The organism is Stenotrophomonas sp. Ste86 (genome assembly GCF_024519465.1).
Classification (GTDB): Bacteria; Pseudomonadota; Gammaproteobacteria; order Xanthomonadales; family Xanthomonadaceae; genus Stenotrophomonas.
Genome location: NZ_JALJRW010000004.1, coordinates 231,216 through 252,751 on the forward strand (window position 1 = coordinate 231,216; position 21,536 = coordinate 252,751).

The following is a 21,536-nucleotide window of genomic DNA, read 5'->3' on the forward strand; positions in this document are numbered from 1 at the left end:
TTAGACGCCCTTCTGGATCACGCCGTAAAACACCATCACCGCCGTCACTGCAATCCAGAAGATGGTGAGCGGGATGAAGACCTTCCAGCCCAGACGCATGATCTGGTCGTAGCGGAAGCGCGGGAAGCTGGCACGGAACCAGATGTAGGAGCTGGCGAAGAAGAAGACCTTCAGCAGCAGCCACGGCCAGCCGCCCTTCCAGATCCAGTCGATCCACGGCGAGACATCGGCCGTGATCCAGCCCTGGAGCGGGCTCAGCCAGCCGCCGAGGAAGAAGATCGAGATCAGGAAGCTGATCAGGATCATGTTGGCGTATTCGGCCAGGAAGAACAGCGCGAACGCACCACCGGAGTATTCGACCATGTGGCCGGCAACGATTTCCGATTCACCTTCCACCACGTCGAACGGCGCGCGGTTGGTTTCGGCGACGCCGGACACCCAGTACACGATGAACAGCGGGAACAGCGGCAGCAGGAACCAGTCGAACAGACCGGAGTTGCCCGCCTGCGCCATCACGATGCTGCTCAGGTTGAGGCTGCCCGAGGCGATCATCACGCCGACCAGGGCAAAGCCCATCGCGATTTCGTAGCTGATCATCTGCGCCGAGGCGCGCATCGCACCGAGGAAGGCGTACTTGGAGTTGGAGGCCCAACCGGCCAGGATGATGCCGTACACGCCCAGCGAGGTCATCGCCAGCAGGTACAGCAGGCCAGCGTTGGCGTTGGACAGCACCAGCCGGGCATCGAAGGGAATCACCGACCAGGCCGCGAAGGCCGGGGCCAACGTGATCAGCGGCGCCAGGATGAACATCGCCTTGTGCGAGCTGCTGGGCTGGATGATTTCCTTGAACAACAGCTTGAAGACGTCGGCGAAGGCCTGGAAGATGCCCATGCCGACATACATCGGGCCGTGGCGGACGTGCATCCAGCCGATCAGCTTGCGCTCCCAGACCACGTAGAAGGCCACCGAGATGATCACCGGCATGGCGATCACCAGGATCTTCAGGATGATCCAGAGCAGCGCACCGATGTCGCCCAGTGACAGCAGCCACTGGTGCAGCGGGTCGACCGCGTTCAACAGCAATTCGTTCATGCAGCCACCACCGTTACGCGTGCGGCACCCAGCGGTGCGGTTGCACCGTGGCCCGATTCAATCCAGACCGAGCCCGCGGCGACGCGGGTGTCGACCACCACCGGCAGCGTGGCACGGCCGGCGTCGGTGCCGACCTTGGCCATCTGCCCTTCCACCAACTGCAGGCGGGCGGCATCGTCGGCATTGAGCACGATGCGCGGGGCGTTGTTGAGCGGATGCGACTGCAGCGCCTGGGCGCGGCGGACCACCGCATCGGTGCGGTAGATCGCGGCGGTGGAGGTCACTTCCAGGCCCTCGCCCGCGCCCGACACAGCCGCCGGCGCGGCCGCCGAGGACGAAACGGTGACGCTGACCGGGGCCAGGCTGGCACGCAGGCCGGCCAGGTCGGTGAACTCGAAACCGGCCAGCGACAGCTCGCCGCCCAGTGCACGCAGCACACGCCAGCCTTCACGCGCCTCGCCCGGCAGCTTGCCGCCGGCACGGGCCGACTGCTCGCGACCATCGAGGTTGGTCAGGGTGGCATCCACTTCCGGCAGTGCGCCGATCGGCAGGATCACGTCGGCGACGTCGCGGGTCGAGGCACAGGCGAACTGGCTGAAAGCCACCACCTGGGCACCGGCCAACGCCTTGCGGGCAGCGGCGGCGTCGGCGAAGTCCAGGCCCGGCTCGATGCCGTAGATGGCATAGGCCTTGCGCGGCTGGGCCAACATGGCATTGACGTCCTTGCCGGCCGGCAGCACGCCGGCACGGGTCAGGCCCACGGCATTGGCGCCCTGCGGGATGCGGCACAGCCTGGCACCGGTGGCGGCGGCGAAATCACGCGCGGCGGCGCGGATCGCGGCCGCCTGCGGGTGGTTTTCAGCGATGCCACCGACGATCAGCACGGCGTTGCTGGCGCCCTTGACCGCATCGCGCAGGTCGGCGTTGCCGAGCGCATCGATGAAGGCCGACGGAGCGACGATCTGCTTGCTGGCCAGCTTGAACGCGAAATCGAAGTCCACCGGGTTGACGGCGTGGATCTTCGCGTTGCGCGTGGTCTGCGCCTTGCGCAGGCGGGCGTGCAGCAGCGGCAGTTCGTGGCGGATGTTGCTGCCGAGCACGACGATGCTGTCGGCGCCTTCGATCTCGGCCAGCGGCAGGCCGAACACTTCGGCGGTGGCGGCGTCGGAGAAGTCGCGGTTGTAGATGCGGTGATCGATATTGGTGGTGCCCAGGCCGGCAGCAAGACGGGCCAGCAGCGCGCCCTCCTCGTTGGAGGCCGACGGGTGCACCAGCACGCCGAGGTCATCGCCCTGGTGGGCGGTCAGGATGTCCTTGGCCGCGGCCAGGCCTTCGGCCCAGCTCACTTCCCTCCACTCGCCATTGACCTTGCGCAGCGGCTTGACCGCGCGGTCTTCGCTGTACAGGCCCTGGTGCGAATAGCGGTCGCGATCGGACAGCCAGCATTCGTTGACCGCTTCGTTGTCGCGCGGCACCGCGCGCAGCACTTCGCCGCGACGCACGTGCAGGAACAGGTTCGAGCCCATCGCGTCGTGGTAACCCAGCGACTCGCGTGCGGTCAGTTCCCACGGACGGGCGCGGAACTGGAACACCTTGTTGGTCAACGCGCCGACCGGGCAGACGTCCACGACGTTGCCGGACAGTTCGGTGGTCAGCGGCTTGCCGTCGTAGGTGCCGATCTGCAGGTTTTCACCGCGGTACATGCCACCCAGCTCGTAGGTACCGGCGACGTCGGCGGTGAAGCGGACGCAGCGGGTGCACTGGATGCAGCGGGTCATTTCGGTGGCGACCAGCGGACCGATGTCCTCATCGGGCACCACGCGCTTGCGCTCGTTGAAACGGCTGACCGAACGGCCATAGCCCAGCGAGACGTCCTGCAGTTCGCACTCGCCGCCCTGATCGCAGATCGGGCAGTCCAGCGGGTGGTTGATCAGCAGGAATTCCATCACCGAGCGCTGGAACTTCAGCGCCTTTTCACTGCGGGTGGCGACCTTCATGCCATCCATGACCGGCGTGGCGCAGGCCGGTGCCGGCTTGGGCGACTTTTCCACGTCGACCAGGCACATGCGGCAGTTGGCGGCGATCGGCAGCTTCTCGTGGTAGCAGAAGCGCGGGATCGGAATGCCGGCCTTGTCGGCGGCCTGGATGATCATCGAGCCCTTCGGCACGACCAGCGACTGGCCGTCGATTTCGACGGTCACGTGGTCCGGTGGCACGCTCGGGTTCACGGGTTGCGCGCTCATGCGGCGGCTGCCTCCACCTTCTTGCCGTCAACCATCGAATGACCGTTGACGATGTAATACTCGAATTCGTCCCAGAACTGGCGCAGGAAGCCCTGGATGGGCCATGCCGCCGCTTCACCGAACGCGCAGATGGTGTGGCCTTCGATCTGGCCGGCCACCGTCTTCAACTGATGCAGGTCCTCCATCGTGGCCTTGCCGGCGACGATGCGCTCCAGCACGCGGTGCATCCAGCCGGTGCCTTCACGGCACGGGGTGCACTGCCCACAGGATTCCTTGTGGAAGAACTGGCTGATGCGGCAGGCGAACTTGACGCAGCAGACGCTGTCGTCGAGCACCACGATGGCCCCCGAGCCCAGACCGGTGCCCAGGGCACGCAGGGTGTCGTAGTCCATCTGCAGGCCCTTGAGCTCTTCGGCCTTCAGCACCGGCATCGAGACGCCGCCCGGGACTGCGCCCTTGAGGGTGCGGCCCGGCTTCAGACCACCGGCCATTTCCAGCAGGTCGTCGAAGGTGGTGCCCAGCGGCACTTCGAAGTTGCCGCCCTTCTGCACGCAGCCGGAGACCGAGAAGATCTTCGGGCCGCCGTTCTTGGTCAGGCTCAGGCCTGCAAACCATTCCGGGCCGTTGCGGATGATCGCCGGCACCGAGGCATAGGTCTCGGTGTTGTTGATCGTCGACGGCTTGCCGTACAGGCCGAAGTTGGCCGGGAACGGCGGCTTGTAGCGCGGCTGGCCCTTCTTGCCTTCCAGCGATTCCATCAGCGCGGTTTCTTCGCCGCAGATGTAGGCGCCGGCGCCCAGCGCACCGTAAATATCGATGTCCACGCCGCTGCCGAGGATGTCCTTGCCCAGCCAGCCGTTCGCGTACGCGTCGGCCAGGGCCTGTTCGAAGTTCTCGAACGGCTCGTGGTGGAACTCACCGCGCAGGTAGTTGTAGCCCACGGTCGAGCCGGTGGCGTAGCAGGCGATCGCCATGCCTTCCACGACCGAATGCGGGTTGTAGCGCAGGATGTCGCGGTCCTTGCAGGTCCCCGGCTCGGATTCATCCGAGTTGCACAGGATGTACTTCTGCATGGTGCCCTTGGGCATGAAGGACCACTTCAGGCCGGTCGGGAAGCCCGCGCCGCCACGGCCGCGCAGGTTGGACTGCTTGACCATCTCGATGACCTGCTCCGGCGAGATCTTCTCTTCGAGGATCTTGCGCAGCGCGGCATAGCCACCGGTCTTGAGGTAGCTCTCATACGACCACGGAGTGTCGTAATGCAGGGTGGTGTAGACCACCTGGTGCGGCAACGGTGCGGGACCGACCGGACCACTGGGTGCGTGATGATGTGCCATGTCTTACTCCAACCCGTCCAGCAGCTCGTCGACTTTCTCGACGGTCAGGCGCTCGTGGTAATGGCCATTGATGACCATCATCGGCGCACCGGCGCAACCGGCCAGGCATTCTTCTTCGCGCTTGAGGTAGATGCGGCCGTCGGCGGTGGACTGACCGGTCTTGCAGCCGAGCTTCTTTTCGGCGTGCGCGACCAGGTCTTCGGCGCCGTTCAACCAGCAGCTGATGTTGGTGCAGAAGGCAACGTTGTGGCGACCGACCTTCTCCAGCTCGAACATCGAGTAGAAGCTGGCCACTTCGTAGGCCCACACCGGCGGCAGGTCCAGGTACTTGGCGACGCCGGCGATCAACTCGTCGGTCAGCCAGCCTGCGTTCTGTTCCTGTGCGGCGTGCAGGCCCTGCAGGACAGCCGAGCGCTTGCGATCCGGCGGGAACTTGGCCAGCCAGTGATCGATGTGCGCACGGGTCTTGTCGTTCAAGACCACCATCGGGTCGACGTCGCGCGCCGCCTCGAAATTACCTGTCGCCTTCATCGGCCGACCTCAGCGAATACGAAATCGTTAAAAACCAGAACCTGCAGCGCCGGCAACAGCCGGCGGGTGTCAGGCATCGTGCAAGCGGATGCGATCACCGGTCCACCTCGCCGAACACCAGATCGTAGGTACCAATCATGGCGACCACGTCGGCGAGCATGTGCCCGCGCACGATCGAGTCGATCGAGGACAGATGGGCGAAGCCCGGCGCGCGCAGGTGCACGCGGAACGGCTTGTTGGCACCATCGGACATCAGGTAGCAGCCGAACTCGCCCTTGGGCGCTTCGACGGCGGCGTAGGTTTCGCCGGCCGGGACGCAATAGCCTTCACTGAACAGCTTGAAGTGATGGATCAGCGCTTCCATGTCGTCCTTCATGTCTTCGCGGCTGGGCGGCGCGACCTTGAAGTTCTTGACCATGACCGGGCCGGGGTTGGCCTTGAGCCAGGTGACGCACTGCTTGATGATGCGGTTGGACTCGCGCATCTCGGCCACGCGCACCAGGTAACGGTCGTAGCAGTCGCCTTCCTTGCCGAGCGGGATGTCGAAATCGACCGCGTCGTACTTGGCATACGGCTGCTTCTTGCGCAGATCCCAGGCAATGCCCGAGCCGCGCAGCATCACGCCGGTCATGCCCCAGGCGTGCGCCAGCTCGGGGGTCACCACGCCGATGCCGACGGTGCGCTGCTTCCAGATGCGATTGTCGGTGAGCAGGGTTTCGTACTCGTCCACGCGCTTGGGGAACTCAGCGGTGAAGTTTTCCAGGAAATCGAGCAGCGAACCTTCGCGCGAGGCGTTGAGGTTCTTCAGGGCGTTGCCCTTGTGCCAGCGCGATTCCTTGTACTTGGGCATGCGGTCCGGCAGGTCGCGGTAAACGCCGCCCGGACGGTAGTACGCCGCGTGCATGCGCGCGCCGGAGACCGCTTCATAGCAATCCATCAGCTCTTCGCGTTCACGGAAGGCGTACAGCATGACCGCCATCGCGCCCAGATCGAGCGCGTTGGAGCCCAGCCACATCAGGTGGTTCAGGATGCGGGTGATTTCGTCGAACATGGTGCGGATGTACTGCGCACGCTCAGGCGCTTCGATCCCCATCAGGGTTTCGATCGCGCGCACGTAGGCGTGCTCGTTGCACATCATCGACACGTAATCCAGGCGATCCATGTAACCGATCGACTGGTTGAACGGCTTGGACTCGGCCAGCTTTTCGGTACCACGGTGCAGCAGGCCCACGTGGGGGTCGGCACGCATGATGGTTTCGCCGTCCATTTCCAGGATCAGGCGCAGCACACCGTGCGCGGCCGGATGCTGGGGACCGAAGTTCATGGTGTAGTTGCGGATTTCCTGGCGCAGTTCGGCCGGGTTGCTCGCAAAGGCCTGGTGGGCCTGGGTGAATTCGCTCACTTGCTTGCCTCCGACTGCGCGGATTCACCGGCAGCGGTCTGGAAACGGGCGTCGTCACGGATCACGCGCGGCACGCCGACGCGCGGTTCGACCGAGGTGACCGGCTCGTAGATGACGCGCTGCTTTTCTTCGTCGTAGCGCACTTCGACGTTGCCGATCAGCGGGAAATCCTTGCGGAACGGATGGCCCACGAAACCGTAGTCGGTCAGGATCCGGCGCAGGTCCGGATGGCCTTCGAAAATCACGCCGAACAGGTCGAACGCTTCGCGCTCGAACCAGTTCAGGCCCGGCCATACGTTGGTCAGCGAGGCGACCACCGGCAGTTCCTCATTCGGCGCAAAGCAACGGATGCGCATGGTGAGGTTGTGCTGGTAGGAGCGCAGCTGGGCGACCACGGCGAAACGCTGCAGCGGAATCGGCTGCGGCTGGGCGCCATCGCTGGTTTCGCGGGTGGGGAATTCACCCCAGGCGAAACGACCGACAGACTTGCCCTCGACGCCACGGCTGAAGCCCTGGGACGACACATCGGCCGTATCCCATTCGTCGCTGCCGTAGCCGAGGTAGTCCAGGCCGCACAGGTCAACGGCCTGCTCGAAACCGAATTCGTCGCGCAGCGCCACAGCAGTGGCATGCCAGTCAGCGGCGGGCACTTCCAGCGTCACTTCGCCGCGGGGTTCGACCACGAAGACCTGCGCACCTGCGAAACGTGCGGAAAGTCGGTCGATGAAGGAAGGTGCTTGCTCTGCCATGGGGGCTTGGCGTGCTCTTGTCAGGAGGGATGTCAGCGGGCGATGGTCTGCGTACGCCAGATCTTCTTCTGCAATTGCAGGATCCCGTACACCAGCGCTTCGGCGGTAGGTGGGCAGCCGGGAACATAAATGTCCACCGGCACCACGCGGTCACAGCCACGCACTACTGCATACGAGTAGTGGTAGTAGCCGCCACCGTTGGCGCAGCTGCCCATCGAGATGACCCACTTCGGGTCCGGCATCTGGTCATAGACCTTGCGCAGCGCCGGGGCCATCTTGTTGACCAGGGTACCGGCGACGATCATCACGTCGGACTGACGCGGCGACGGGCGGAACACTACCCCGTAGCGGTCAAGGTCCAGGCGCGCGGCGCCGGCATGCATCATTTCCACGGCGCAGCACGCCAGACCAAAGGTCATCGGCCACATCGAGCCGGTGCGTGCCCAGTTGAGCAGCGCGTCGACACTGGTGGTCAGGTAACCCTTTTCCAGCAGCGGGTTGTCGCCTTCGGGACGCAGGATGTCATCGACCCGCCCTTCCGGGACCGGGTTGTTCATCAGGCCGTCGAGCGTCTGAATCACTCCCATTCCAGCGCTCCCTTCTTCCAGACGTAAATGAAACCGAGGAAAAGCATGCCCACGAACAGGCCCATCGTGACCAGCGAACGTGCGCCCAGCTCCATGAAGACCTGGGTCCACGGCACGATGAAGATGATTTCCAAGTCAAATACGATGAACTGGATCGCGATCAGGTAGTAGCGCACATCGAACTTCATGCGCGCGTCCTCGAAAGCCTCGAAGCCGCATTCGTACGGCGAGAGCTTTTTCAGATCAGGACGTCGTGGACCGAGGAATCGGCCAACCAGCATCAGCGAAACGCCGATACCGGTGGCAACGATCAGAAACAGCAGAGACGGCAAATATTCGGCCAGCACAGCGATTCTCTCTTGCCTCTGCCGCTGCGCCTGCAGGCGCTTTGGCATGGGGGAGTGGACGGATACCGCTACCTGGCGCTTTGCGCGCCAGACGAACCCGCTTACAAACAAATGGTGCCCAAGAGGGGACTCGAACCCCTACGACTCTCGTCGCTACCACCTCAAGGTAGTGCGTCTACCAATTCCGCCACCTGGGCTTACGTTTGCATTGACGGGATTCCCTATCGGACTCCCTCAATGCGCCGCATATTGTAACCGTCTTCAGCGAGTCTGGGAGCCTTCCGAAGGCTTTTCTTCACCCGATTTCGGCGTTTCCGCCTGAGCCGGCACAGTTGCCTGCGGAACCGGCTGCTGCACAGCGGTTTCCGGGGCCTTGGGCACGGCCGGCAGCTCGCCCGCCGGGGCGGCCGGGGTCGTTGCGACCGGGGCCGACATCAGACCGAGATCCTGGCCGCTGGTCGGACGCGAGCCATGGCTGGCGTACCAGGCCATGAAGAGGCTGATGCCGAAGAACACCACGGCCAGCCACTTGGTCGACTTGGACAGGAAGTTGGACGCGCCACGCGCGCCGAACACGGTCCCGGAGGCACCGGCACCGAAGCCCGAGCCTGCGGCCGCACCGGAACCACGCTGCATCAGAATGAGCGCGATCATGGCCACTGCCACCAGCACGTAGACCACATTGAGGATCAACATCAGCATTTCGAATCCGTCCTCGGACTGTAAATGCCGGCCAGCAGCCGGCAACATTATTCTTTATCGCCCGGCCGCCGCATCGACGATGGCCAGGAAGTCCGCGGCAACCAACGAGGCGCCGCCCACCAGCCCACCATCGACATCGGGCTGTGCGAACAGTTCCCCTGCGTTGTCGGGCTTCACGCTGCCGCCGTACAGGATCGGCAACGAATCGGCTATTCTAGCATCCAGCTTGGCCACTTCGCCACGGATGAACGCATGGACCTGCTGGGCCTGCTCCTTGGAAGCGGTGCGGCCGGTGCCGATTGCCCAGACCGGCTCATAGGCGACAACGGCGTGCTGGAAGCCGGCCGGGCCGACCAGGTCGAGGACCGGGGCCAGCTGGCCGGCAATGACCTGTTCGGTCTGGCCGGCCTCGCGCTGCTCCAGGGTTTCACCCACGCACAGCACCGGGACCAGGCCGGCATGCAGGGCGGCGGCGAACTTGCGCGCGACCAGCTCGCTGCTTTCGGCGTGGTACTGGCGCCGCTCGGAGTGGCCGACCAGGCCGTAGCGGGCGCCAACTTCGGCGAGCATGGCCGCAGAGACCTCACCGGTGTAGGCCCCCTTCTCATTGGAGCTGACGTCCTGGGAGCCGAAGGCGATGGCGCGGCCTTCGAACGCTTCGACCAGTTCGCCCAGATAGGGCAACGGGGGCAGGATCACCACCTCGACGCCGTCGGCCGGGACGCTGGCCACCAGGTCGCTGACCAGGTCCGTGGCGAATTGGCGGCTGCCGTGCAGCTTCCAGTTACCGGCGACGATCTTGCGACGCATGGCGATGCTCCTTTGGGTATCAGCCGCCCATGATAACGGATGTAACGAAATGGGGTGGCTGCGAAAACGCTTACATTTCAAATGGATATTGGGGGGCGAACGGCGGTGGCTGGGGGTTTCATCGTGCCGGGAGGGCGTAGGTGGGAGGGCGGGACGCGCCGTAAACCCGGCCTTGGAGGCTCGCAGGCGCCTTGCGCGCGTGCGCAGTCCTGCGCACGCGGCAAGACCGGGCGGGGCGTCCTGCCCAGCCCGTCCGACGCATGCGTCGGACCCAGGCCGCCTGACGGTCCCGCCCTCCCACCCACGCCTCCCCTGACAGTTGGCCGGCTCGCCCGGGGGCTGAAGAGCGTGCCGACCAGCGGTCGGCACCTACCCCGCCTGACAGCCCGCCTTTCCCGCTCTTCCTGCCCTTCCGACCGATCACGGCAATCCATCTGGGCGGGCGGTGCCATGCCCAGCCGGGACCGTCGGGCGCCATGGATGGCGCCCGCGAGCCCCCTGGGATGGGTTTACGGCGTGTCCCGGCTGGGCATGGCATCGCCCGCCCCAGCGATAGCCACGGCTCAGCCGGCTGTTAGCCCTTCACCTTCGCACCAGCCATCCCATATAAAGAAAGCCGCCCTTCGGCGGCCTTCACGGGGCATGCCGACCCAAAGGGCCGGCATCTACCGGGAGGGAATCGGCACAAGGCCGACGCCTCCTTATTTCAGCTTGATCTCGCGCAGACGCTCTTCCAGGAAACCGTGAGCGGTGATCGGCTCCGGGTAGCGGCTCGGGTTTTCCGGCGTGATGCAGGTCGGCAGCACGTCAATCAGGTAGTCCGGGTTCGGGTGCAGGAAGAACGGCACCGAATAGCGCGGCTGGCGCGCCTGCTCGCCCGGAGGATTGACCACGCGGTGGATGGTGGACGGATACACGTGATTGGTCAGGCGCTGCAGCATGTCGCCGATGTTCACCACGATCGTGTCCGCGTCCGAAGTGAACGGCACCCACTTGCCCTCGTGCGACTGCACCTCCAGGCCCGCTGCGCTGGCACCCACCAGCAGTGTGATGAAGTTGATATCGCCGTGTGCACCGGCGCGCACGTTGGGAATGTTCTCGGCGGTGATCGGCGGGTAGTGGATCGGCCGCAGGATCGAGTTGCCGTTGTTGGTCTTGTCGGCGAAGAAATCTTCCGGCAGGCCGATGTGAAGGGCCAAGGCCGACAGCACCCGCGAGCCCAGCGTGTCCAGCGCCTGGTACAGCGCATAGCCCCGCTCGCGGAAGTTCGGCACCTCGCTCGGCCACAGGTTCGGCGCCATCACGTCACGGTACCTGGAGTCGTCCGGGATCTCGCGACCGATGTGCCAGAACTCCTTCAGGTCGAAATGCGCCGAGCCCTTGGCCGTTTCCACGCCGAAGGCCGTGTAACCACGGGCGCCACCGCTGCCCGGCACGTGGTACGTGCGCTTGGTTTCTTCCGGCAGCGCGAAGAAGGCCTTGAAGACCTCATAGGCCGCGTCGATATCGGCCTGCGGGATGCCGTGGTTGCGGATGCCCGCGAATCCCCATTCGCGGTAGGCCGCGCCCAGCTCGGCGACGAACGCGTCGCGGTCACTGTCGAAACGGGTGATATCGAGGGTCGGGATCTGGCTCACAGCGGTTCCTGGCTAGTTCGGATGGGTCACGGGCCACCACTGTGGCCCGGCTGAACATTGTGCCAGATCCGACCATCGGCACTGCCGACACAAAGATACAAACCGATACAATGCGCCGCCCGCCTTCCTCTGGACGGGTCGCCGACGCAGCCGCCGCCGCCACGTCCCCTGCCCTCCTGCGCCACCCGAGCCGCTCCATGGATGCTTTCCACCCCAGCGTTCCCGCCCCATCCCTTCCCCCGCGCCAGACGTTGACGGCCGCTGGCGATGCATCGACCGCAGCGGCCCCCTGGCACGCCACCGCGCCCGCGGGCGCTGCATCGGTGAACGAGCCGCGCACGCTGGCGCCGCTCCGGATCCTGCACACCGAGGCCGCCAAGGGATTCGGCGGCCAGGAAATCTACATCTATCGCCACATGCTGGCGATGCGCGACCGTGGCCACGAGGTATCGCTGCTCTGCCAACCCGGCGCCCGCCTGGGCGAGATCGCGCGTGAGGCCGGCTTCACCGTGCACACGCTGAAGATGGGCGGGCTGCTGCGCCTGCTGCGCGGCATCTGGTCGGTCAGCCGGCTGGTGCGGCGCGGCGCCTTCGACGTGGTCAACACCACCAGCCGGCGCGACAGCCTGATCGCCGCGGCGGGCGCGCGCCTGGGCGGCACCCCGCTGGTAGTGCGCTCGCGCCACCTGATGAGCCCGGTCAACTCGCTGCTGACCTATACCGGCCTCCCGCACCGGGTGCTGACGGTGAGCAGCTACGTCAAGCAGTTGCTGGTGACGCGGGGGATCGAGGACGGCCGCATCGGCATCGTGCCACCGATCGCCGTGCCACCGCAGTGGTCGCAGATCGAGAGCGATAACCCCTGGCAGTGCGTGCAGGACACCCGCGCGGAGGTGCGCCGTGAACTGGGCTTCGATGAGGCCCATATCGTAGTCGGCTGCGTGGCCGTGCTGCGCGAGCCCAAGGGTCACCTGGACCTGCTGCGGGCGATCGCGCCGCTGTGCCGGCAGCATCCCAACCTGCAGCTGGTGATCGTCGGCGATGGCCAGCCGGTGATGGACAAGCTGGTGGCGCTGCGCCGCGAACTGGGCGTGGAGGCGCAGGTCCACCTGCTGGGGTATCGGCTGGGCGCCTGCCGGTTGATGGCAGGCTTCGACATCTTCGCCCTGGCCTCGCACAAGGAAGCGGCGGGCACGGTGTTCCTGGAGGCGGCGCACGTGGGCGTGCCGATCGTGGCCACGCGCGTGGGCGGCGTGCCGGAAATGGTGCTCGAAGGCAGCAATGCCCTGCTCGCCCCGCTGGGTGACCAGGCCGCCCTGACCGGCGCGTTGAAGACGCTGATCGAACAACCCGAACAGCGCCGACGCATGGGGCGCGCTGGCTGGGAATGGATGCGCACCGCACAGCGCTTCACCCCGTTGGGGCACACTGAAGCAACCGAACATTATTACCACCAGTGGTTGAAGGAACTGGGCCATGGCCAACGCTAGATCCGTGCCGGTATTGATGCACCACCACGTGTCGCCGTCGCCGGGCATGATCACGGTGTCGCCGGAGAATTTCGAAAGCCAGATCGCCTGGCTGGCCAGCAACGGCTGGACCTCGCTGACCCTGGACCAGTACGCCGACTTCCTGGCGGGCAAGCCGGTGCCGCGCAAGTCGATCGTGATCACCTTCGATGACGGTTACCTGGACAACTGGGTGTACGCGCATCCGATCCTGCAGAAGTACGGCATGCACGCAGTGGTGTTCGTGGTCACCGGCTGGATGGGCGAAGGCCCGGTGCGCCCGCATGCCGGCCAGCCCGGCGCCGTGCTGCCGGCCACGCCGGACCATCGCGGCTGTGAAGCGGCGATCCTGCGCGAGGACCGCACCGATGATGTGATGATGCGCTGGAGCGAGGCACGCGAGATGATCGCTGCGGGCACCTTCGAAGTGCATTGCCACACCCACACCCATACGCGCTGGCTGAAGCAGGACATCAGCCGCGAGCAGAAACGCGAAGGCATCACCCGCGATCTGTCGATGGCCCGGCAGGTGCTGCAGAAGCAGCTGGGCGAGGTGTCGGACACGCTGTGCTGGCCGTATGGCGACTTCGACGAGGACTACCTGCCGATCGCACGCGCGCAGGGCTTCCGCTACCTGCATACCACCCACCCGTTCGGGCGCAACGTAGTGGGCGGCGATCCGGAGCACATCTATCGTTTCGCTATCCGCAACCGCCCCGCCAGTTGGCTGCGCAAGCGCATCGCGTGGAGCTACAACCCGCTGATCGCGCCGCTGTTCAACCGCTTCAAAGCGAAGCAGAAGAAGATGGTGCCGGGGCCGTAACGCCGTGTGTGGCGCATCGCAGAATAAAAAACGCCCCGGCAAACCGGGGCGTTTTGCTGTCGCCTTGGCGACCGTGCCTCACGCCGCGGCGGCGGCCTTGACTGCGCTGGACAGGTTGTCGAGCGTGGCTTGCATCAGCTCGGCGGTATCGGCTTCCACCGTGACGCGCACCACCGGCTCGGTGCCAGACGGACGCAGGAAAGCGCGACCACGCCCCTTCACTGCCTCCTGAGCGGCGGCCAGTGCCGCCTGCACGCCCTGCGCCTGCACGATCGCCTTGGCCGAGACATTGGCCAGACGCACGTTGACGGTCTTCTGCGGCACCCGGTGCAGCCCAACCAGCGACTGACGCAGCGTGGTGCCTTCACGACGCAGCACTTCCAGCACCTGCAGCGCACTGACGATGGCATCGCCGGTGGTCGCACGGTCCAGGCACAGCAGGTGGCCGGAGGCTTCGCCGCCGAGCACGCCGCCACCCTCCACCAGTGCCTGGTGCACGTAGCGGTCGCCGACGTTGCTGCGCACGAACGGCAGGCCGAGGCGCTCCATGGCCTGTTCCAGCCCGAAATTGGTCATCAGCGTGCCCACCACCGGGCCGCGCAGGCGACCATTGCGCTGCCACGACGGCGCCAGCACATACAGCAGGTCGTCGCCGTCGACCGGGTTGCCCTGGTCGTCGGCCATCAGCACGCGGTCGCCATCGCCATCGAAGGCGATGCCAAGGTCGGCACCCACCTCGCGGACTTTGGCGGCAAGATTGTCGATGTGCATGGAGCCGACGCCATCGTTGATGTTCACGCCGTTGGGCTCGGCACCGATGGTGACCACGTCGGCGCCCAGTTCGCGGAACAGCAGCGGAGCGATGTGGTAAGTGGCGCCATGCGCGCAGTCGAGCACGATCTTCAGCCCGCGCAGGTCGAACGCGCGCGGCACGCTGGCCTTGCAGAATTCGATGTAGCGGCCCACCGCGTCGCGCGCGCGCATGGCCTTGCCCAGCCGATCGGATTCGGCGGTGGTGAAGGCGCTGTCCAGCGCCGCTTCCAGTGCAAGCTCGGTGGCATCGTCGAGCTTCTCGCCATCGGCGGAGAAGAACTTGATGCCGTTGTCGTAATGCGGATTGTGCGAGGCACTGATCACGATGCCGGCATCGGCGCCGAGTGTACGCGTGAGGAAGGCCACGGCCGGGGTCGGCATCGGGCCCAGCAGCTGCACGTCGGCGCCGGCGGCGACCAGCCCGGCTTCCAGTGCCGCTTCGAACATGTAGCCGGAGATGCGCGTGTCCTTGCCGATCACCACCACCGGGCGGTGCCCGGGGCGGTGGCCATTGCGTTCGGTCAGCACGCGGCCGAGCGCATTGCCCAGGCGCAGCACGAAATCAGCGGAAATCACGCCCTGCCCGACCCGACCGCGGATGCCGTCGGTGCCAAAATACTTGCGCGCCCCCATCAGGCGGCCTCGTCGGCGACCGGTGCCGGCTGGCGACCGAGCAACGCCAGCAGGTCGGCCAGGCGCTCGCGCAGTTCGCGGCGGTCGCAGATCTGGTCGATGGCGCCGTGTTCGAGCAGGAACTCCGAACGCTGGAACCCTTCCGGCAGCTTCTCGCGCACGGTCTGCTCGATCACGCGCGGGCCGGCGAAGCCGATCAGGGCGTGCGGTTCGGCGATGTTGATGTCGCCCAGCATCGCAAACGAGGCCGACACGCCGCCGGTGGTCGGGTGGGTGAGCACCGAGATATACGGCAACCCGGCCTCGCGCAGCTTGCCCAGCGCGGCGGACGTCTTGGCCATCTGCATCAGCGAGAACAGGCCTTCCTGCATGCGCGCGCCGCCGCTGGCGGAGAAGCACACGTAGGGTGCGCCGATGTCCAGCGCCTTTTCCGCGGCCAGCGAGAAGCGTTCGCCGACCACCGACCCCATCGAGCCACCCATGAAGGCGAAGTCGAAGGCCGACGCCACCAGCGGACGGCCCTTGAGCAGGCCCTGCATGGCGATCAGCGCGTCGTACTCGCCGGTGTTCTTCTGCGAGGCCTTGATGCGCTCGCTGTACTTCTTCTGGTCCTTGAACTTGAGCAGGTCGGTCGGTCCCAGGCGCGCGGCGATCTCGGTGGTGCTGTCGGCGTCGAACAGCGCGGCCAGGCGCGCACGGGCGCGGATGGCCATGTGGTGGCCACACTTGGGGCAGACTTCCAGGTTCTCTTCCAGCTCAGGGCCGTACAGCGCGCTGCCGCAATTGCTGCACTTCTCCCACAGGCCCTCGGGGACGCTGCGCTTCTTGCTGGGGACGTTGTCGGTGCGGATGCCCGACGGCATCAACTTGCTGAGCCAACTCATGCGGGATGCTACTTCCGTTCAGGGCGGCCCGAGGGCCGCAAAGGCGGACAGTCTAGCTCAGGCCCTCCCCGCCCGTGCACCCCCTGCGGGGTGCGGTGGGCCGGGGGAAAACCGTGCTGTGACGTATGTTTAGCAACGGGCGACGGCGGTCTCCGGCCGGGATTCCGATCCTCTCACGGCAACACCAGCGCCTTGGTCGTGTCGCGGGAGGCAGGCGGGCAGCCGCGCCCGGGACACGCACGTAAACCCGTCCATGGGGGCTCGTGGGCGCCTTGCTTGTTTGTGCAGTCCTGCACAAACGAGCAAGGCCGGGGTTGGGCGTCCTGCCCAACCCGTCCGGCGCATGCGCCGGACCCTTGGCGCCCACCGGTCCCGGGCGCGGCTGCCCGCCTGCCTCTGCACAGTATGCGGATCGGAGATCGAGGGCGCCGCTTGATCAGGCTTGGTCGAGCGCAGCACGCAGCGGCGCGAGGAAGGACTGTGCGGTCTGTGCGGCAGCACCTGCATCGGCACCTTCGGCAAGTGCGGCTACCAGGGCGCTGCCTACTACGACGCCGTCGGCTTCGACGGCCATGGCCGCGGCGCTGGCCGCATCCTTGATGCCGAAGCCGGCCACCACCGGTACCTGCGAGCGGCTGCGCAGGTCGCGCAGGCGGGCGCTGGCGGCGCTGCTGTCCAGACGGTCGGACGCACCGGTCACCCCGGCGAAGCTGACGTAGTAAAGGTAGCCCTGGGCCATTGCGGACAAGCTGTCCAGCCGCGCATCGGCGGTGGTCGGCGAGGCCAGCAGGATCAGCGCCAGGCCGGCGGCGGTGAAGATCTCACGGGTTTCAGCGGCCTCTTCCGGCGGCAGGTCGACCAGCAGCACGCCATCCACGCCGGCGGCGATCGCGGTCTGCGCGAAGCGCGCGGTGCCGTGGATCTCGACCGGATTCAGGTAGCCCATCAGCACCACCGGGGTGGTGGTGTCGTCGCGGCGGAAGGCGGCCACGGTTTCCAGCACGTAACGCAGCCCTGCCCCGCGCGCCAGCGCGCGCTCGGAGCTGCGCTGGATGGTGGGGCCATCGGCCATGGGGTCGGAAAACGGCACGCCGAGTTCGATCACGTCGGCGCCGGCGGCGGCCAGCGCATGCATCACCGGCACGGTGGCCTCCAGGCCCGGGTCGCCCGCGGTGATGAAAGGAATCAGCGCCTTGCGGCCGGAGGCGCGCAGGCGGGCGAAACAGGCATCGATACGGTCCACGGACATTTCAGGCACATCCTTCAATCAGTTCAACGGCGCCGCTGGCGCCCCAGTACAACTTCGAAATCACCCCGTCGACGATCTCCAGCCGGATCGCAAGATCCGAACCGGGGTCCTGCCAGGTGAGGTACTCGCCGGTTTCAGGATCGTAAGCGTGCGGCTGCGCGGTGCTGCCCCTGGGCAAGCGCTTGAGCGCTTCGGCACGCGACATGCCCAGGCGCAGCCCGAACGGACCGGACTGGGTGATGGTCTCGTCCGAACCGTCGAGCAGGGCCAGGTCGAAGCGCGCCACATGCCCGTCATCGACCATCATCGACACGCCTTCGGGCAGGCTGCCGCGCTCGTAATATTCGCAGCTGCCGAGCTGGCCGCCTTCGCTCAGGCCCGCCGAATGCCATTGCGCATCGGCATCCTCGGCGCTGAAACGCTGCCCGATCACCACGTCGCCGGCATGGTCCAGCGCTACCGAGACCACCGCGGGTGCGGCGTCGTTGTCGGTCGCTGTGGGCGCGGGCTCGGGATCGTCTTCGATCGGGCGGTTGGCGATGTCATCGTCGTTGCTGGCCGGCGCCCGCGCCGGTGCAATGGCCGCCGGTGACGCTGGCGCGGCAGCCAGCAGCGGCGGATCCGGCGGCGTGCAGCCGCTCAGGCCGACCACGATCAGCAGCGCACTTCCCTGGCGCAGCAGCGGATTCACAGCATCAGACCTTCGCGCGCGGCGATGGTGTGCACGTCCTTGTCGCCACGACCGGACAGGTTGCACAGCACCAGCTTGTCGCGGGGCAGTTCGCGCGCCAGCTTGATCGCCTGCGCCACCGCATGGCTGGATTCCAGCGCGGCCAGGATGCCTTCGCTGTGCGCCAGCTGGTGGAAGGCGGCCAGGGCTTCGTCGTCGGTGATGCCGACATACTCGGCCCGGCCGGCGTCAGCCAAAAACGCGTGCTCCGGGCCGACGCCGGGGTAATCCAGGCCGGCCGAGACCGAATGGGTCTCGGTGATCTGCCCGTCATCGTCGCAGATCACATACGTGCGGTTGCCGTGCAGCACGCCGGGGCGACCGGCGGCGATGGACGCGGCGTGGCGACCGGTGTCGATGCCATCACCGGCTGCTTCAGCGCCAACGATGCGCACCTGGCGATCGTTGAGGAAGGCATGGAACAGGCCGATCGCGTTGCTGCCGCCGCCGACGCAGGCGGTGATCGCGTCGGGCAGGCGGCCGTAATCGGTGAACATCTGCGCCCGGGCTTCACGGCCGACGATGGCGTTGAAGTCACGGACCATGCGCGGGTACGGGTCCGGGCCGGCCACGGTGCCGATGATGTAGAAGGTGTCGCGGACATTGGTGACCCAGTCGCGCATCGCTTCATTGAGCGCGTCCTTGAGCGTGGCCGAGCCGGAGGTCACCGGCACCACCGTCGCCCCGAGCAGCTTCATGCGGTAGACGTTGATCTTCTGCCGCTCGATGTCGGTGGCGCCCATGTACACCACGCATTCCAGGCCCAGACGCGCGGCCACGGTGGCGCTGGCCACGCCGTGCTGGCCAGCACCGGTCTCGGCGATGATGCGGGTCTTGCCCATCCGCGCGGCCAGCAGGGCCTGGCCGATGGTGTTGTTGATCTTGTGCGCGCCGGTGTGGTTCAGGTCTTCGCGCTTGAGCAGGATCTGCGCGCCGCCGACCTGTTTGCTGAGGCGTTCGGCGTGGTAGATCGGGCTGGGCCGGCCCACGTAGTGGGTGAGGTCCTTGTCGTAGGCGGCGATGAAGGCCGGATCGCGGCGCGCCTGGTCGTAGGCGGCAGCCAGCTCCTGCAGCGGCCCGATCAGCGTTTCGGCGACGAAACTGCCGCCGTAGCGGCCGAAATGGCCCTGGGCGTCGGGGTAGGCGTGGAAATCAACGATGGGGGATGCGGACATGTCGCGACAGCCGGTGGAGACAGGCTGCCAATTTAACGCACCTGTCATGACAGGAATATCGATAATATCTCCGACAACCTGTCAGGAAAACTCACATGAACGACAGCCCCCTGCCGCCGCTCAACGCCCTGCGCAGCTTTGAAGCGGCCGCCCGCCTGGGCGGAGTCGGCCGCGCCGCCGAAGCCCTGCACGTCACCCATGGCGCGATCAGCCGACAACTGCGCCTGCTGGAGGATCACCTGGGCGTGGCCCTGTTCGAGCGCGACGGCCGCGGCCTGCGCCTGACCCGCGCCGGCGACATCCTGCAGGCCGCCTGTGCGGGGGCTTTCGGACAGATCCGCGAGGCGGTCACGGTGCTGCAGCGCCAGCAACGCCCCGAGGCGCTGGTGCTGGGGTGCAGCGGCAGCATCCTGGCGCGCTGGATGATTCCCCGCCTGCAGACGCTGCAGGCCGACCTGCCCCAGCTGGCGCTGCATTGGTCGGCCCAGGACGGCAGTTTCACCGATGCACAACAGGCCCTGGACGCGGTACTGCTGCTGGCCCAGCCGCCGTGGCCGCGGCGGTGGCAGGTGCGTGAGCTGGCCCCGGAACGGGTCGGGGTGGTGGTCAGCCCGCAGCACCCGGCGGCGGCACGGCTGCGCCAGCACCCGCCCTCCGCACTGCTTGGCGAGCCGTTGCTGCACACCACCTCGCGGCCGCAGGCGTGGCCGGCCTGGGCGGACGCACACGGGGTGGACCCGGCCCGGTTGCAGCTGGGCAGTGGCTTTGACCATCTTTATTACCTGCTGGAGGCGGCGGTCGCCGGGCTGGGCGTGGCGATTGCGCCGGAGCCGTTGGTGGCCGACGAGCTGGCTGCCGGACGCCTGCTGGCGCCGTGGGGGTTTGGCGCCACCGGCGGGTTCTGGGTGCTGGCGACACCGGAGGGTGCACCGGATCCGCGGGTGGATGCATTGGCCGAGTGGCTGGCCGCGCAATTGGCGCGCGGCTGACGAGAGCCCGCGATTGCCGACCGTAGATCCACGCCATGCGGGGATGCCGGGCGGCGCGTGGCGCGTTTTCCTGAAGGGCCATGCTGCTGCACAGAGAGCAGCCACGCATGGCGTGGCTCTACCTTAGTGCGCGGCGGGCGTCAGCCGGCGGTCGGGGCGGCCAGGCGCTGTTGCACGTCTTCGCGCAGCCGCGCGAGTTCGACTTCGGCCTGCTGGCGCTGCTGCATGCCGTCGCGGTGGATGCTGCGCACCTCTTCGACCGTGGCGATCAGCTGCTCGTGCACGTGGCGCAGCGTGGCCACGTCGATCACCGCACGCTGGTTGGCCTTGGCGGTGTCCACCGTGGTCTGGCGCAGCAGGTCGGCGTTGCGGCGCATCAGGTCGTTGGTGGCATCGTCGATGGCATTGGACAGCGCCACCGCGCTCTTCTGCTCGCTCAGCGACAGCTGGATCGCGAACTGGCGCTTCCACGACGGGATGGTGATGTCACGGACCGTGTTGAACTTCTCGATCAGCAGGATGGCGTTGGCCTGGATCAGGCGGATCATCGGCAACGATTGATCGGCCGCGTGCTGCATCACCACCAGGTCGCCAATGCGCTTGTCGAGCAGGCGGATCGCGTTGTCCAGTTCGCCCTGGCGGATGCGTACCTGCGGATCGTCCTGGCCAAGCGTGGCCTGCTGCTCGCTGCGCAGCTCGCTGATCCGACGCTTGCCGGCGGCGATGTGCAGGCCCAGCGCATGGCGCTCCTCGCGCACGATGTCGTGCATGCGGTCGAATTCGCCCACGCGCTGCGCCATCAGGGTCTGCTGGCTGCCCACATCACCCATCAGCTGCTCGATCTGGCGATTGGTATCGCTGAACTTCTGCACCAGCTCGCCCTTGGAGGCGCGCAGCTTGTCGATCAGCCCGCCGATCACCGGCACCTTCGAGCGTTCGGCCAGGCCATCGAGCTTGAGCGAACGCGCGATGCGCACCACCTCGCCCAGCTTGTCGCCGCTGGCATCCAGGTCGCGGTTGCGCACCTGGTCGAGCAGCTGGCTGGAAAACGCGGCGGTCTTGGCGGCCGCATCGCGACCGAAGACCTGCAGGTTGCCGGGACGGATATCTTCCAGGCCACGGCCGATCGCGTCGATCTTCGGCAGGTCGTCACGACCCAGGCCGAGCGCCTGCAGCGCGGCATCGTCCAGCGCATCGACGGGGGTGACAGACAGCGCCTGGGTGTCCTGCGGGTCCTGGGTCATCGGTGGATCTCCATGCTGGGCGGCGGCCGTCGGTGGCACACCGGTAAGAAC

Annotated in this window: 20 protein-coding genes and 1 tRNA gene; 3 read left to right on the top strand and 18 right to left on the bottom strand. The window is 66.6% G+C overall.

All coding sequences use genetic code 11. From position 1 onward, the window contains the following. From nuoH to NR101_RS06370, 12 genes are all read right to left on the bottom strand, one after another. The gene (gene nuoH / locus NR101_RS06315; RefSeq protein ID WP_256774637.1) at positions 1–1,092 is read right to left on the bottom strand and encodes an NADH-quinone oxidoreductase subunit NuoH; all 1,092 of its coding nucleotides are present in this window, start codon (positions 1,090–1,092) and stop codon (positions 1–3) included. Then, positions 1,089–3,335 carry an NADH-quinone oxidoreductase subunit NuoG gene (gene nuoG, locus NR101_RS06320; protein ID WP_256774636.1) on the bottom strand — a complete coding sequence of 749 codons (2,247 nt, stop codon included), beginning with the start codon at positions 3,333–3,335 and terminating at the stop codon, positions 1,089–1,091. The genes nuoH and nuoG overlap by 4 nt, the downstream gene beginning before the upstream one ends. Beyond that, positions 3,332–4,672, bottom strand: a complete 1,341-nt coding sequence (gene nuoF, locus NR101_RS06325) for an NADH-quinone oxidoreductase subunit NuoF (RefSeq protein ID WP_123730636.1) — start codon at positions 4,670–4,672, stop codon at positions 3,332–3,334. Before nuoF ends, nuoG begins: the two co-directional genes overlap by 4 nt. 3 nt (positions 4,673–4,675) lie before the next feature. Further along, positions 4,676–5,203, bottom strand: a complete 528-nt coding sequence (gene nuoE / locus NR101_RS06330; protein ID WP_121038421.1) for an NADH-quinone oxidoreductase subunit NuoE — start codon at positions 5,201–5,203, stop codon at positions 4,676–4,678. A 94-nt stretch (positions 5,204–5,297) separates the two neighbouring features. After that, on the bottom strand, positions 5,298–6,605 hold the full coding sequence (locus tag NR101_RS06335) for an NADH-quinone oxidoreductase subunit D (RefSeq protein WP_256774635.1): 1,308 nt from the start codon (positions 6,603–6,605) through the stop codon (positions 5,298–5,300). Further along, positions 6,602–7,354: an NADH-quinone oxidoreductase subunit C gene (locus NR101_RS06340; RefSeq protein WP_256774634.1), complete on the bottom strand. Its 753-nt coding sequence runs from the start codon at positions 7,352–7,354 to the stop codon at positions 6,602–6,604. Before NR101_RS06340 ends, NR101_RS06335 begins: the two co-directional genes overlap by 4 nt. A 32-nt stretch (positions 7,355–7,386) precedes the next feature. Continuing rightward, complete coding sequence (locus tag NR101_RS06345; protein ID WP_038687233.1) at positions 7,387–7,941, bottom strand: NADH-quinone oxidoreductase subunit B; 555 nt, start codon at positions 7,939–7,941, stop codon at positions 7,387–7,389. Then, complete coding sequence (locus tag NR101_RS06350; protein ID WP_038691968.1) at positions 7,932–8,288, bottom strand: NADH-quinone oxidoreductase subunit A; 357 nt, start codon at positions 8,286–8,288, stop codon at positions 7,932–7,934. The genes NR101_RS06345 and NR101_RS06350 overlap by 10 nt, the downstream gene beginning before the upstream one ends. 112 nt (positions 8,289–8,400) lie before the next feature. Further along, a tRNA-Leu gene (locus NR101_RS06355) sits at positions 8,401–8,485 on the bottom strand. A gap of 64 nt (positions 8,486–8,549) precedes the next feature. After that, positions 8,550–8,990, bottom strand: coding sequence for a preprotein translocase subunit SecG (gene secG, locus NR101_RS06360; protein WP_256774730.1), 441 nt, complete (start codon positions 8,988–8,990; stop codon positions 8,550–8,552). A 54-nt stretch (positions 8,991–9,044) separates the two neighbouring features. Beyond that, on the bottom strand, positions 9,045–9,800 hold the full coding sequence (gene tpiA, locus NR101_RS06365; protein ID WP_256774633.1) for a triose-phosphate isomerase: 756 nt from the start codon (positions 9,798–9,800) through the stop codon (positions 9,045–9,047). Positions 9,801–10,501: 701 nt separating this feature from the next. Continuing rightward, the gene (locus tag NR101_RS06370) at positions 10,502–11,437 is read right to left on the bottom strand and encodes a 2-oxoglutarate and iron-dependent oxygenase domain-containing protein (protein WP_256774632.1); all 936 of its coding nucleotides are present in this window, start codon (positions 11,435–11,437) and stop codon (positions 10,502–10,504) included. 323 nt (positions 11,438–11,760) lie between these two features. Between NR101_RS06370 and NR101_RS06375 the strand changes: the two genes are divergently transcribed. Both NR101_RS06375 and NR101_RS06380 read left to right on the top strand, forming a co-directional pair. Beyond that, positions 11,761–12,927 (top strand): glycosyltransferase family 4 protein, encoded by a 1,167-nt coding sequence (locus NR101_RS06375; protein ID WP_256774631.1) that lies wholly within the window; start codon positions 11,761–11,763, stop codon positions 12,925–12,927. Continuing rightward, positions 12,914–13,768: a polysaccharide deacetylase family protein gene (locus tag NR101_RS06380; protein WP_256774630.1), complete on the top strand. Its 855-nt coding sequence runs from the start codon at positions 12,914–12,916 to the stop codon at positions 13,766–13,768. The genes NR101_RS06375 and NR101_RS06380 overlap by 14 nt, the downstream gene beginning before the upstream one ends. A gap of 78 nt (positions 13,769–13,846) precedes the next feature. On the opposite strand, the gene glmM is transcribed toward NR101_RS06380, so the two are convergent. From glmM to trpB, 5 genes are all read right to left on the bottom strand, one after another. Further along, positions 13,847–15,214: a phosphoglucosamine mutase gene (glmM, locus tag NR101_RS06385; RefSeq protein ID WP_256774629.1), complete on the bottom strand. Its 1,368-nt coding sequence runs from the start codon at positions 15,212–15,214 to the stop codon at positions 13,847–13,849. Beyond that, on the bottom strand, positions 15,214–16,098 hold the full coding sequence (gene accD, locus NR101_RS06390; protein ID WP_256774628.1) for an acetyl-CoA carboxylase, carboxyltransferase subunit beta: 885 nt from the start codon (positions 16,096–16,098) through the stop codon (positions 15,214–15,216). The genes glmM and accD overlap by 1 nt, the downstream gene beginning before the upstream one ends. 436 nt (positions 16,099–16,534) lie before the next feature. Next, positions 16,535–17,341: a tryptophan synthase subunit alpha gene (gene trpA, locus NR101_RS06395; RefSeq protein ID WP_256774729.1), complete on the bottom strand. Its 807-nt coding sequence runs from the start codon at positions 17,339–17,341 to the stop codon at positions 16,535–16,537. Between the two features lie 7 nt (positions 17,342–17,348). Further along, the gene (locus NR101_RS06400; protein ID WP_256774627.1) at positions 17,349–18,038 is read right to left on the bottom strand and encodes a hypothetical protein; all 690 of its coding nucleotides are present in this window, start codon (positions 18,036–18,038) and stop codon (positions 17,349–17,351) included. Beyond that, positions 18,035–19,252: a tryptophan synthase subunit beta gene (trpB, locus tag NR101_RS06405; RefSeq protein WP_256774626.1), complete on the bottom strand. Its 1,218-nt coding sequence runs from the start codon at positions 19,250–19,252 to the stop codon at positions 18,035–18,037. The genes NR101_RS06400 and trpB overlap by 4 nt, the downstream gene beginning before the upstream one ends. Before the next feature lie 95 nt (positions 19,253–19,347). Here trpB and NR101_RS06410 point away from each other — a divergent pair, with 95 nt between their 5' ends. Then, complete coding sequence (locus tag NR101_RS06410; RefSeq protein WP_256774625.1) at positions 19,348–20,241, top strand: LysR family transcriptional regulator; 894 nt, start codon at positions 19,348–19,350, stop codon at positions 20,239–20,241. A gap of 140 nt (positions 20,242–20,381) precedes the next feature. Here NR101_RS06410 and NR101_RS06415 read toward each other — a convergent pair whose 3' ends face one another. Continuing rightward, positions 20,382–21,485, bottom strand: a complete 1,104-nt coding sequence (locus NR101_RS06415) for a toxic anion resistance protein (protein WP_256774624.1) — start codon at positions 21,483–21,485, stop codon at positions 20,382–20,384. Between the last annotated feature and the right edge of the window lie 51 nt (positions 21,486–21,536).